The organism is Rhizobacter sp. SG703 (assembly GCF_012275445.1).
Classification (GTDB): Bacteria; Pseudomonadota; Gammaproteobacteria; order Burkholderiales; family Burkholderiaceae_C; genus Rhizobacter.
Genome location: NZ_JAAZQK010000002.1, coordinates 69,703 through 81,977, shown reverse-complemented (window position 1 = coordinate 81,977; position 12,275 = coordinate 69,703). Strand labels below are relative to the sequence as shown.

Annotated in this window: 10 protein-coding genes; 8 read left to right on the top strand and 2 right to left on the bottom strand. The window is 68.7% G+C overall.

Features of this window, described 5'->3' with window-relative positions; translation table 11 throughout:
- Positions 1-184 precede the first annotated feature (184 nt).
- Positions 185-1,141 carry an alpha/beta fold hydrolase gene (locus tag FHT26_RS03355; RefSeq protein ID WP_168558774.1) on the bottom strand — a complete coding sequence of 319 codons (957 nt, stop codon included), beginning with the start codon at positions 1,139-1,141 and terminating at the stop codon, positions 185-187.
- A 147-nt stretch (positions 1,142-1,288) separates the two neighbouring features.
- Positions 1,289-1,777: a MarR family winged helix-turn-helix transcriptional regulator gene (locus tag FHT26_RS03350; RefSeq protein WP_168558773.1), complete on the bottom strand. Its 489-nt coding sequence runs from the start codon at positions 1,775-1,777 to the stop codon at positions 1,289-1,291.
- Between the two features lie 95 nt (positions 1,778-1,872).
- On the opposite strand from FHT26_RS03350, the gene FHT26_RS03345 reads away from it, so the two are divergent.
- The 8 genes from FHT26_RS03345 (at position 1,873) to FHT26_RS03310 (ending at position 12,186) form a co-directional block, all read left to right on the top strand.
- Positions 1,873-2,862, top strand: a complete 990-nt coding sequence (locus FHT26_RS03345) for a LysR family transcriptional regulator (RefSeq protein WP_168558772.1) — start codon at positions 1,873-1,875, stop codon at positions 2,860-2,862.
- A gap of 125 nt (positions 2,863-2,987) precedes the next feature.
- Positions 2,988-3,782 carry a putative hydro-lyase gene (locus tag FHT26_RS03340; protein WP_168558771.1) on the top strand — a complete coding sequence of 265 codons (795 nt, stop codon included), beginning with the start codon at positions 2,988-2,990 and terminating at the stop codon, positions 3,780-3,782.
- Between the two features lie 35 nt (positions 3,783-3,817).
- Positions 3,818-5,101 carry an ABC transporter substrate-binding protein gene (locus FHT26_RS03335; RefSeq protein ID WP_168558770.1) on the top strand — a complete coding sequence of 428 codons (1,284 nt, stop codon included), beginning with the start codon at positions 3,818-3,820 and terminating at the stop codon, positions 5,099-5,101.
- 22 nt (positions 5,102-5,123) lie between these two features.
- Entirely contained in the window at positions 5,124-5,990 is an 867-nt protein-coding gene (locus FHT26_RS03330) for a branched-chain amino acid ABC transporter permease (protein ID WP_168558769.1), read from the top strand.
- On the top strand, positions 5,987-7,033 hold the full coding sequence (locus FHT26_RS03325) for a branched-chain amino acid ABC transporter permease (RefSeq protein ID WP_168558768.1): 1,047 nt from the start codon (positions 5,987-5,989) through the stop codon (positions 7,031-7,033). Before FHT26_RS03330 ends, FHT26_RS03325 begins: the two co-directional genes overlap by 4 nt.
- On the top strand, positions 7,030-7,743 hold the full coding sequence (locus FHT26_RS03320) for an ABC transporter ATP-binding protein (RefSeq protein WP_168558767.1): 714 nt from the start codon (positions 7,030-7,032) through the stop codon (positions 7,741-7,743). Before FHT26_RS03325 ends, FHT26_RS03320 begins: the two co-directional genes overlap by 4 nt.
- Positions 7,743-8,447 (top strand): ABC transporter ATP-binding protein, encoded by a 705-nt coding sequence (locus tag FHT26_RS03315; protein ID WP_168558766.1) that lies wholly within the window; start codon positions 7,743-7,745, stop codon positions 8,445-8,447. Before FHT26_RS03320 ends, FHT26_RS03315 begins: the two co-directional genes overlap by 1 nt.
- 61 nt (positions 8,448-8,508) lie before the next feature.
- The gene (locus tag FHT26_RS03310; protein WP_168558765.1) at positions 8,509-12,186 is read left to right on the top strand and encodes a hydantoinase B/oxoprolinase family protein; all 3,678 of its coding nucleotides are present in this window, start codon (positions 8,509-8,511) and stop codon (positions 12,184-12,186) included.
- Positions 12,187-12,275 lie beyond the last annotated feature (89 nt).

Here is a 12,275-nt window from a genome sequence, read left to right as displayed (position 1 = left end):
AACCTGCGGCCGGACGACCATACGGACTTCTACGCTTTAGCAAGGTCTGTTCCATCGGTGCCCTCGAGGATCTGCAATTTCTCGGCGAGACACGCCATGAAGCCGGCTGGCGGTGGTGAACCTGCTGCTTCGCCGAGCGACGCGGTCCGCCGCACTGCGCGGGCCGCGTCGACATCCGCTTGCCTTACTTGCGGATGAACTCCAGCAGATCCTGGTTCAAGCGCTCCTTGTGCGTGTCGGTCAGCCCGTGCGGCGCACCGGCGTAGACGATCAACTGCGCGCCCTTGACCAGCTTCGCCGAGGCCTTGCCCGAGATGTCGATCGGCACGATCTGGTCGTCGTCGCCGTGGATCACCAGCGTCGGCACGTCGAACTTCTTCAGGTCCTCGGTGAAGTCGGTCTCCGAGAAGGCCTTGATCGAGTCCAGCGTGTTCTTGTGGCCGCCCGCCATGCCCTGCAGCCACCAGTTGTCGACCAGGCCCTGCGAGACCTTGGCGCCCGGGCGGTTGAAGCCGTAGAACGGGCCGCTCGCGATGTCCTTGTAGAGCTGCGAGCGGTTCTCGATCTGCGCCTTGCGCAGGCCGTCGAACACCTCGATCGGCACGCCGTTCGGGTTGACCTTGCCCTTGACCATCTGCGGCGGCACCGCCGAGACGAGCACCACCTTCGCGACCTGGCCGGTGCCATGCCGGCCGATGTAGCGCGCCACCTCGCCGCCGCCGGTCGAGAAGCCGACCAGCACCGCCTTCTTGCCCTTCAGGTTCACGGCCTGGATCACCGCAGCCAGGTCGTCGGCGTAATGGTCCATGTCGTTGCCGTCCCAGGGCTGGCTGGAGCGGCCGTGGCCGCGGCGGTCATGCGCGATCACGCGGTAGCCGTGGTCGGCCAGGAACAGCATCTGCGATTCCCAGCTGTCCGAATCGAGCGGCCAGCCGTGGCTGAAGATCACCGGCTGGCCGTCGCGCGGACCCCAGTCCTTGTAGTACAGCTGCACGCCGTCCTTCGTGGTGACGTAGCTGCCGGCCGGCTGCGCGGCGGCGACGGCCGGCTTGGCGGCCGTCGCCTTCTGCGCGGCGCTCGCGGCGCCGGCGAAGGCGGCAACGGCCGAAAGGGCGATCAGGGATTTGGCGAATGCATTCATGGAAAGCTCCTGGTGAGTGAGGGAACGTGGAACGGTCGGATCGACGATGTGTTGCGCTTGCTAAAAGATCGTGTACTAAGTAAATATCAGGTCTTGGTGTCGTGGGTCATGGCTTCGGCGCTTCAGGGGGGGAGAAGAGGCCGCGCTTCAGGCGGCCGCGTGGTCGAACATGCGCCCGCGCAGCGCCAGCAGGCGATCACGCAGGTCGAGGATCTCGGCCACCGGCATGTCGGCGGCGGTGGCGATGCACTGCGGCAGGTGCGATGCACGGCTGCGCAATGCACGACCGGCATCGGTCAGCGTGACCAGCACCTGGCGCTCGTCGACGGCCGAACGCGTGCGGTCGACCAGGCCGGACGATTGAAGGCGCTTCAGCAGCGGCGTCAGCGTTGGCGAATCGAGGAACACCCGCTCGCTGATGTCGCCGACAGTCAGATCGTCGCGCTCCCAAAGCACCATCATCACCAGGTACTGCGGGTAGGTCAGCCCCAGGTCCTTCAGCAGGTCGCGGTAGACCTTGTTGAAGCCCAGCATCGTCGAATAGAGCGCGAAGCACAGTTGCTGGTCGAGCTGCTGGGAGAACGATGCTGCACTGGCCGGCTTGCCGGCTGCGGAGCGTGAGGTGTTGCGTGCCATGGGACGAATAATACATCGTGTGCAATCTATTTGCAAACAACTGATGGATGCCCGAGCGGAAGGCCGCATGCCGCCGAGTGCCGACAATGCGCTGCATGAACCACCGTTTCGTCGAAGCCTTCTACTGGGTCGTCACGCTGAAGAGCGTCTCGCGCGCCGCCGAGAAGCTGTTCATCACGCAGTCGGCGATGTCCAGCCGCATCGCGGCGCTCGAAGAAGAGCTCGGCGTGCTGCTGCTCGACCGGCGCGACAAGCAGTTCCGCCTGACGGTCGGCGGGTTGCGCTTCTTCACGCATGCGCAGCGGCTGCTGGCGCTGCACCGCGACATCAAGGCCGAGATGGGCGCCGCGGCCGGCGGCGCGCAGCGCGCGGTGTCGCTGCGCATCGGCGTCATCGAGTCGGTGCTGCATTCGTGGCTGATCGACTGGGTGCAGCACATGCGCCGCACCCATCCCGATTTCGCGCTCGAGCTGACGGTCGAGACCACGCCGGTGCTGGTCGACCAGGTGCAGCGCGGTGCGCTCGACCTGGCCTTCGCGGCGCTGCCGACCTCGGGCGAGAACCTGCGCAGCCGGGCGCTGCCGCCGATGGAGATGGTGTTCGTCGGCCACAAGGACCTGCACCGCAAGCGCCGCTACATGCTGGCCGACCTGGCGCCGCTGGAGCTGCTGACCTTCCAGCGCGGCTCGCAGCCCCACGTGGCGCTGCTCGACCTGTTCCGAGAGGCCGGGCTGGAGCCGAGGCGGGTGCATGCGATCTCGTCGATCTCGGCGATGGTGCAGCTGGTGGAAGGCGGCATCGGCGTCGCGACGCTGCCGCTGGCCGCGGTGCTGCGGCTTGGCGAACGCCTGCCGATCAAGCCGCTGGCCTGCGACGCGCCGCTGCTCCCGTTGCCGGTCCATGCGAGCTGGCGCGACGACCCGACCTCGTCGGTCGCGATCGACGTGCTGGATGCGGTGTTCGAGTTCATCGGCGTGCCGAAGGCAGGGGCGAAGGCGCCGAGGAGACGCACGACACCGCGCACGACACCGCGCACGACACCGCGCACGACACCGCGCACCACGCCGCGCACCAAAACCGGGTGAAAACCCCAACTCGGCGCATCGAAAAAATCGATGAACTGAGCGAAAAATTTCTTGTTTGCGGCAAGCCCGTTCAGGCCAACACAATCCGCTCCATTCGCAAACCCACCAGCCGCCAGGGTCTTGTCATGAAGCCTGAACAGACGTCCTCCAGTGCAGCGCGCGCCCGCGCCGAGATCCGCGCCGGCCGACACGCCAGCCACACCAGCGGCCTCGCCGACGACCATGTGCAGGGCAACCTGGTGATCCTGCCGCAGGCGCTCGCGAACGACTTCCTGCGCTACTGCCAGCGCAACCCGAAGCCGTGCCCGGTGCTGGCCGTCTCGGAGCCGGGCGACCCGATGCTGCCGACGCTCGGACACGACATCGACATCCGCAGCGACGTGCCGCGCTACCGCGTGTGGCGGCATGGCGAGCTGGTCGACGAGCCGACCGACATCGCAACGCTGTGGCGCGGCGACCTGGTCAGCATCGTGATCGGCTGCTCGTTCTCGTTCGAGCAGGCGCTGCTGGACGCCGGCGTGCCGCTGCGCCACGTGCAGCAGAACCGCAACGTCGCGATGTACCGCACCAGCCTGCAGACCGTTCCGGCCGGCCCGTTCCACGGCCCGATGGTGGTCTCGATGCGCCCGATGACGGCGGCCGACGCGATTCGCGCGGTGCAGGTGACGTCGCGCTTCCCGTCGGTGCACGGCGCGCCGGTGCACCTGGGCGACCCGGCGCAGATCGGCATCGCCGACCTCGCGCGGCCCGACTACGGCGACGCGGTCGACGTGCTGCCCGGCGAGCTGCCGGTCTTCTGGGCCTGCGGCGTGACGCCCCAGGCCGCGATCGCGCAGGCACGCCCCGAGTTCTGCATCACGCACGCGCCCGGCGCGATGCTGATCACCGACCTGCTGAACTCGCACATCGCGAGCCTCTGACGTCCCTCATCACTTCACTTCCAGGAGCAGTCCCCATGCCACATCCGCAACCGCGTCGCAGTGTTCTCCAGGCGCTGGGCGCCACCTTGTTCGGCCTGGGTTTCGGCAGCGGCGCGCGTGCGCAGGCTGCCGAGGTGAAGATCGGCGTGATCTACCCGCTGACCGGACCGGCTGCGTCGACCGGCGCCGAGCTGAAGAACGCGCTCGAGCTGGCCGCCGACATCATCAACAACGGCGCGAAGTCCATTGCCGACCTGCCGTTCGCCGCCGGCGGCGGGCTGCCGAAGCTGAAGGGCGCGAAGATCAAGCTGGTATTCGCCGACCACCAGGGCAACCCGCAGGCCGGCGCGACCGAGGCCGAGCGGCTGATCACGCAGGAGAAGGTGGCGGCACTCGTCGGCGCCTACAACAGCAACGTGACCGCCACCGCGAGCCAGGTGGCCGAGCGCTACGGCGTGCCCTTCCTGAACCCGGAGTCGTCGTCGGCCTCGCTGACGGCGCGCGGCTTCAAGTGGTTCTTCCGCACCACGCCGCACGACGACCTGTTCGTGCACAACTTCTTCGATTTCCTGAAGGAGCTGGAAGCGAAGAAGAACTTCAAGGTCGGCGCGATCGCGACCTTCAACGAGAACACGCTGTGGGGCAACGAGACCACCAAGCTGCAGGCGAAGCTCGCGCCCGAGAAGGGCTACGCGCTGGTCAAGCAGGTGACCTACCCGGCCAAGAGCACGCAGCTCACGTCGGAAGTGCAGACGTTGAAGGCGGCCAACCCGTCGCTGGTGATGCAGTCGTCGTACCTGGGCGACGCGCTGTTGTCGATGAAGACGTACAAGGAACTCGGCTTCTCGCCGGACATGATCCTCGCGAACAACGCCGGCTTCACCGACACCGAGTTCATCCGGACGCTGGGCAAGGACGCCGAGTACGTGATCACGCGCGAGGTGTGGGCGCTCGACCTCGCGACGCGCAACCCGCTGATCAAGCAGGTCAACGACCTGTTCTTCGCGCGGCACAAGGCCAACTTCACCGGCAACTCGTCGCGCACCTTCACCGGGCTGATGGTGCTGGCCGATGCGATCAACCGTGCCGCGTCGACCGAGCCGGAGGCGATCCGCAAGGCGCTGGCCGAGACCGACCTGCGCGCCGAGAACCTGATCATGCCGTGGAAGGGCGTCAAGTTCGATGCCACCGGCCAGAACACGCTGGGCCGCGGCATCCTGGTGCAGATCGTCGACGGCAAGTACAACACGGTGTACCCGTTCAACCTCGCGACGCGCGAGGTGACCTGGCCGATGCCGAAGTGGGACCAGCGCAAGTAAGCCGGTTGCCGGGACGTTCGACATGACCGCAGAGATCCTTCTCCAGACCCTCGCCTCCGGCGTGCTGATCGGCCTGATCTACGCGCTGGTCGCGATCGGCCTCACGATGATCTTCGGCGTGATGGACATCGTGAACTTCGCGCACGGCGAGTTCCTGATGCTCGGCATGTACGCGAGCTTCTGGCTGTTCGCGCTGTTCGCGCTCGACCCGCTGCTCACCTTGCCGCTCACGGTGCTGATGCTGTTCGCGTTCGGCATGCTGCTGTACAAGCTGGTGATCCGCCGCATCATCGACGCGCCGATGCTCAGCCAGATCTTCACCACCTTCGGGCTGATGATCCTGCTGCGCGGCGTCGCGCAGTTCCTGTGGAAGCCCGACTTCCGCTCGATCGAGGGCTCGTGGGTCAGCGGCAGCATCAAGCTGGCCGGCCTGCAGCTCGGGCGTCCGCAGTTGGTGGCCGGGCTCGGCGCGATCGCGGTCACCGCGCTGGTGCACTTCTTCCTGACACGCACCCGGCTCGGCGCCGCGCTCGAGGCGACCGCGGCCGACAAGGAGGCCGCGCAGCTGATGGGCATCGATTCGCACCGCATGTTTGCCCTCGCCTGGGGCATCGGCGCGGCCTGTGCCGGCGCGGCGGGCGTGCTGCTCGCGACCTTCTTCCCGATCTTCCCGGAGGTCGGTGCCAACTTCATCCTGCTCGCCTTCGTGGTGGTCAACCTCGGTGGCTTCGGCAGCGTGACCGGCGCGTTCTGGGCCGGCATCCTGGTCGGCGTGATCGAGGTGATGGGCGGGCTGCTGCTCGGCCCGCCGTACAAGACCGCGGTCGTGCTGGTGCTGTTCCTCGCGGTGTTGATGTTCCGGCCGCAGGGCCTGATGGGGAAAGCATGAAAGCTTCGACAAAGACCGCGGCGCTGGCCGTGCTCGCGGCCGCGGCGTTGCTGCTGCCGTTCGTCACGCACAGCCCGTCGCACCTGAACCTCGCGATCCTGGTGCTGATGGCCGCGCAGCTTGGCGTCGCGTGGAACCTGCTCGGCGGCTATGCCGGCCAGGTCTCGCTCGGCCACGCGGCGTTCTACGGGCTCGGCGCCTACACCTCGACGATGCTGCTGCTGAACTTCGGGCTGAACCCGTGGCTCGGCATGCTGCTCGGCGGCGGGGTCGCGGCGCTGTCGAGCCTGGCGTTCGGCTGGTCGTGCTTCCGGCTGAAGGGCCACTACTTCGCGATGGCGACGATCGCGGTCGCCGAGATCGTGCAGATCGTGTTCACCAACTGGGAGGACGCCGGCAGCGCGGTCGGCCTGACGATCCCGATGGACCAGCGGGGCTGGGGCGCGATGGTGTTCGCCGACAAGGCGCCGTACTACTGGCTCGCGCTCGGGCTGTTGGCGCTGACGCTGCTCGCGACCTGGGCGGTCGAGCGCAGCCACATCGGCTACTACCTGCGCGCGATCAAGGACGAGCCCGATGCCGCGCGCAGCATCGGCATCAACATCGCGCGCTACAAGCAGGTGGCCTTGTCGATCAGCGCGTTCTTCACCGCGCTCGGCGGCAGCCTGTACGCGCAGAAGGAGCTGTACATCGACCCCGGCTCGGTGCTGTCGACCGCGCTGTCGATCAAGATGGCGCTGGTCTCCATCCTCGGCGGCGTCGGCACGCTGTTCGGGCCGGTGGTCGGCTCGGTGGTGCTGACGACGATCGAGGAGCTGACGCGCGCCAGCTTCGGCGGCACCGGCCGCGGCACCGACACGATCATCTACGCGGCGCTGATCGTCGGCATCGCGGTGTTCTACCCGAGCGGGCTGATCGGCGGGTTCCGCGAGTGGCAGCGGCGCAGAGCAGCGCGGCGGGCCGAGCGCCGGGCCGCTCCCAAGCCGGCCCGCATCCCCTCGGGGGATCGGCCGGCGTACACGACGGACGAGGGGCAGTCATGAGCCTGCTTGAGTTGCAAGGCGTCAGCAAGCGCTTCGGCGGCCTGATGGCCAACCAGGACGTGTCGTTCAGCGTCGACGCCGGCCAGATCGTCGGGCTGATCGGCCCGAACGGCGCCGGCAAGACGACGGCGTTCAACTGCGTCGCCGGTTTCTACGCGCCCAGCGCCGGCGAGATCCGGCTGGCCGGCCAGGTCATCTCCGGCCTGCCGCCCGAGGCCTGCGCCCGAGCCGGCGTCGGCCGCACCTTCCAGGTCGCGCGCACCTTCACCAGCATGACGGCCTGCGAGAACGTGATGGCCGGCGCGCTGCTGCGCACGCGCCGCGTCTCGGCAGCGCGCGACGAGGCGATGCAGTGGCTCGCTTTCGTCAGGCTCGACGCGTTCGCCGACAAGCCGGCCGGCAGCATGACGATCAGCGAGCAGCGCCGCCTGGCGGTGGCCCGCGCGCTGGCGATCGCGCCGAAGCTGCTGCTGATGGACGAGGTGATGGCCGGCTTGAACCCGACCGAGGTGCGCGAGATGGTCGCGGTGGTGCAGGCCATCCGCGAGCGCGGCATCGCGTGCCTGATCGTCGAGCATGTGCTCGAAGGCATCATGCCGATCGCCGACAGGATCGTCGTGCTGGACCGCGGCCTCAAGATCGCCGATGGAACCCCGGCCGAGGTCTCCCGCGACCCGCACGTGATCCACGCCTACCTGGGAGACGAGTGATGCTGCAGGTCTCGAATCTCCGCGTCAGCTACGGCGGTGTGCTCGCGCTCTCCGACGTGAGCCTCGACGTGCCGCAGGGCAGGATCGTCGCGCTGGTCGGCGGCAACGGCAACGGCAAGTCGACCACGCTGCGCGCGATCGCCGGGCTCAACCGGCTCGACGCCGGCAGCGTGCGCTTCGACGGCCGGCCGGTGCACGGGCTGGCGGCGCACCAGCGCGTGCCGCTGGGGCTGTCGCTGGTGCCCGAAGGCCGGCGGCTGTTCCCGCGGCTGACGGTGCGGCGCAACCTCGAACTCGGCGCCTTCACCCGCCGCGATGCGCACGAGGTGGCGGCCGGCATCGACGAGATGTTCGCGCTGTTCCCGATCCTGAAGGAGCGCGAGACGCAGCTCGCCGGCACGATGAGCGGCGGCGAGCAGCAGATGCTCGCGATCGCGCGCGGGCTGATGGCCAGGCCGAAGCTGCTGATGCTGGACGAGCCGTCGTGGGGCATCGCGCCGAAGTTCGTCGCGAAGGTGCTGGAGGTGATCCAGCGCGTCAACGACACCGGCGTGACGATCCTGCTGGTCGAGCAGAACCTGCACAAGGCCTTGTCGATCGCGCACCATGGCTACGTGATCCAGACCGGGCGCATCGTGATGCAGGGCAGCGGCGCCGAGCTGGCCGCCAACGACGACGTGAAAAAGGCCTATCTCGGGTTGTGAGTCCCGGGGTTGGGATACTCGGGTCGTGAAGACCTCCACCGCGAGGCACAGGAAGGAATCCATGCAAGCTCAAGTTCAAGGCACCGACCGCTGGCAGTTCTGGATCGACCGCGGCGGCACGTTCACCGACGTGGTCGCGAAGCGGCCCGACGGTGTGCTGGTCACCCACAAGCTGCTCAGCGAGAACCCCGAGCAGTACCGCGATGCCGCGGTCGCCGGCATCCGCCACCTGCTCGGGCTGAAGCCGGGCGAGCCGTTCCCGGCCGAGCGCGTCGAGTGCGTGAAGATGGGCACCACGGTGGCCACCAACGCGCTGCTCGAACGCAAGGGCGAGCCGACGCTGCTGGTCACGACGCGCGGGTTCCGCGATGCGCTGCGCATCGCGTATCAGGACCGGCCGCGCATCTTCGACTGCCACATCCAGCTGCCCGAGCTGCTGTACAGCCGGGTGATCGAGGCGCGCGAGCGCGTCGGCGCGAAGGGCGACCTGATCGAGGCGCTCGACGAAGCGCAGCTGCAGGCCGACCTGCAGGCGGCCCACGACGCCGGGCTGCGCAGCGTCGCGATCGTCTTCATGCACGGCTACCGCTTCACCGCGCACGAGCTCGCCGCGAAGGCGATCGCGCAGCGCATCGGCTTTCCGCAGATCAGCGTGTCGCACGAGGTCAGCCCGCTGATGAAGCTGGTCGGCCGCGGCGACACCACGGTGGTCGACGCCTACCTGTCGCCGATCCTGCGCCGCTACGTCGAGCAGGTCGCCGGCGAGATGCCCGGCGTGAAGCTGTTCTTCATGCAGTCGTCCGGCGGACTGACCGATGCGCATGCCTTCCAGGGCAAGGACGCGATCCTGTCCGGCCCGGCCGGCGGCATCGTCGGCATGGTGCGCACCGCGCAGCTCGGCCTGTCGCCGCTGGGCCTGCAGGCCGACGACCTGCCGGCCGGCGCGAACGGCAATGCGGTGGCCGACGTCAAGGTGATCGGCTTCGACATGGGCGGCACGTCGACCGACGTGAGCCACTTCGCCGGCGAGTTCGAGCGGGCGTTCGAGACGCAGGTGGCCGGCGTGCGCATGCGCGCGCCGATGATGAGCATCCACACGGTGGCGGCCGGCGGCGGCTCGATCCTCAGCTTCGACGGCGCGCGCTTTCGCGCCGGCCCGGAGAGCGCCGGCGCGAACCCCGGACCGGCCTGCTACCGCCGCGGCGGCCCGCTCGCGGTGACCGATGCGAACGTGATGCTCGGCAAGATCCAGCCGGCGCATTTCCCGAAGGTGTTCGGGCCGCATGCCGACGAGTCGCTCGACCGCGACGTGGTGCTGCGCAAGTTCGGCGAGATGGCGGCCGACATCGAGCGCGCGACCGGCGTCAGGCGCTCGCCGGAGGAGGTGGCCGAAGGCTTCATCGACATCGCGGTCGGCGCGATGGGCAATGCGATCAAGAAGATCTCGGTGGCCCGCGGCTACGACGTGACGCGCTACGCGCTGCAGTGCTTCGGCGGCGCCGGCGGCCAGCATGCCTGCCGCGTCGCCGATGCACTCGGCATGAACCGGGTGTTCGCGCACCCGCTGGCCGGCGTGCTGTCGGCCTACGGCATGGGGCTGGCCGACCAGGCGGTGCTGCGCGAGCGCGCGGTCGAGCTGCCGCTGGCCGGCGCGATGCCGGCGGTGACCGAGCTGCTCGATGCGCTGGCCGCCGAGACCGAAGGCGAGCTGAAGCGCCAGGGCACCAGCAGCGCCGCGGTGACGGTGCTGCGCCGCGTGCATGTGCGCTACGAGGGCACCGATTCGGCGCTGGTGGTGCCGTTCGGCACGCCGGACGCCATCCAGGCCGCATTCGAGGCGGCGTACCGCCAGCGCTTCGCGTTCCTGATGAACGAGCGCCGGCTGGTGGTCGAGGCGGTGTCGGTCGAGGCGGTGGGCGCCGGCGATGCGCCGGTCGAGCCGCGCCATGCGCTGGCCGCGAGCGGCGCGGCGCCGGTGCGCGAGACGGTGCGGCTGTTCAGCGGCGGACGCTGGTGGGATGCGGCGCTGGTGGTGCGCGAGGACGCGCTGCCCGGCCACACCATCGACGGCCCGGCCATCATCGCCGAGAAGACCGCGACCACCGTCGTCGAGCCCGGCTGGCGCGCCCGCGTCACTGCGCACGACCACCTGCTGCTCGACCGCGTGCAGCCGCGCGAGGCGCGCCGCGCGATCGGCACCACGGTCGACCCGGTGATGCTGGAGGTGTTCAACAACCTGTTCATGAACATCGCCGAGCAGATGGGGCTGCAGCTGCAGAACACCGCGTACTCGGTGAACATCAAGGAGCGGCTCGACTTCAGCTGCGCGCTGTTCGATGCCGACGGCAACCTGATCGCCAATGCGCCGCACATGCCGGTGCACCTGGGCTCGATGAGCGAATCGATCAAGACGGTGATCCAGGGCAACGCCGGGCGCATGCGGCCGGGCGACGTCTTCGTGCTGAACGACCCGTACCACGGCGGCACGCACCTGCCCGACGTGACGGTGGTGACGCCGGTCTACCCGACCGAGGCGGCCGGCGACAAGCCGCTGTTCTATGTCGGCTCGCGCGGACACCATGCCGACATCGGCGGCATCACGCCGGGCTCGATGCCGCCGTTCTCGACGCGCATCGACGAAGAGGGCGTGCAGATCGACAACGTCAAGCTGGTCGAGGCCGGCGTGCTGCGCGAGGCCGAGATGCTCGCGCTGCTGAAGAGCGGCGCGCACCCGTCGCGCAACCCGCAGCAGAACATCGCCGACCTGAAGGCGCAGATCGCCGCCAACGAGAAGGGCGTGCAGGAGCTGCGCAAGATGGTGCTGCAGTTCGGGCTCGACGTGGTGCAGGCCTACATGCGCCACGTGCAGGACAACGCCGAGGAATCGGTGCGCCGCGTGATCACCCGGCTGAAGGACGGCGCGTTCGTGCTGCCGCTGGACAACGGCGCGCGCATCAGCGTGGCCATTCGCGTGAACGAGCAGGCGCGCAGCGCGGTGATCGATTTCACCGGCACCTCGGCCCAGCTGACGAACAACTTCAACGCGCCGCGCGCGGTCTGCATGGCGGCGGTGCTGTATGTGTTCCGCACACTGGTCAACGACGACATCCCGCTGAACGCCGGCTGCCTGAAGCCGCTGCAGGTGATCATCCCCGAGGGCTCGATGCTGAACCCGAACCCGCCGGCGTCGGTGGTGGCGGGCAACGTCGAGACCTCGACCTGCATCACCAACGCGCTGTACGGCGCTCTCGGCGTGATGGCGGCCGGCCAGTGCACGATGAACAACTTCACCTTCGGCAACGCGACCTACCAGTATTACGAGACGATCTCCGGCGGCTCGGGTGCCGGGCCGGATTTCGACGGCACCTCGGTCGTGCAGACGCACATGACGAACTCGCGGCTCACCGATCCGGAGGTGCTCGAGTTCCGCTTTCCGGTGCGGCTGGAAAGCTACCAGATCCGCCCCGGTTCGGGCGGCAGCGGGCGCCACCGCGGCGGCGATGGCGGCGTGCGGCGCGTGCGCTTCCTCGAGCCGATGACGGCGTCGATCCTGTCGAACGGGCGGCATGCCGGCGCGTTCGGCATGGCCGGTGGATCGCCCGGCATGCCGGGCATCAACCGGGTCGAACGGGCCGACGGCCAGGTCGAGACGCTGGACCACATCGGCTCGGTGGCGATGGGGCCGGGCGACGTGTTCGTGGTCGAGACGCCGGGCGGCGGCGGCTACGGGGCGGCCTGAGGGGGCCAACGGCAAGTCGCAAACGATGTCAGTACAGATGGACCGGTGTAGGCGGGTGGGCCAGGGGGTGAACGCTCCCTACACTTCGA

Coding starts and splice junctions, on each gene's coding strand:
- FHT26_RS03350 (WP_168558773.1), bottom strand. CDS start 1,777: ATGGCACGCAACACCTCACGCTCCGCAGCCGGCAAGCCGGCCAGTGCA.
- FHT26_RS03315 (WP_168558766.1), top strand. CDS start 7,743: ATGCTGCAGGTCTCGAATCTCCGCGTCAGCTACGGCGGTGTGCTCGCG.
- FHT26_RS03330 (WP_168558769.1), top strand. CDS start 5,124: ATGACCGCAGAGATCCTTCTCCAGACCCTCGCCTCCGGCGTGCTGATC.
- FHT26_RS03320 (WP_168558767.1), top strand. CDS start 7,030: ATGAGCCTGCTTGAGTTGCAAGGCGTCAGCAAGCGCTTCGGCGGCCTG.
- FHT26_RS03340 (WP_168558771.1), top strand. CDS start 2,988: ATGAAGCCTGAACAGACGTCCTCCAGTGCAGCGCGCGCCCGCGCCGAG.
- FHT26_RS03310 (WP_168558765.1), top strand. CDS start 8,509: ATGCAAGCTCAAGTTCAAGGCACCGACCGCTGGCAGTTCTGGATCGAC.
- FHT26_RS03325 (WP_168558768.1), top strand. CDS start 5,987: ATGAAAGCTTCGACAAAGACCGCGGCGCTGGCCGTGCTCGCGGCCGCG.
- FHT26_RS03335 (WP_168558770.1), top strand. CDS start 3,818: ATGCCACATCCGCAACCGCGTCGCAGTGTTCTCCAGGCGCTGGGCGCC.
- FHT26_RS03345 (WP_168558772.1), top strand. CDS start 1,873: ATGAACCACCGTTTCGTCGAAGCCTTCTACTGGGTCGTCACGCTGAAG.
- FHT26_RS03355 (WP_168558774.1), bottom strand. CDS start 1,141: ATGAATGCATTCGCCAAATCCCTGATCGCCCTTTCGGCCGTTGCCGCC.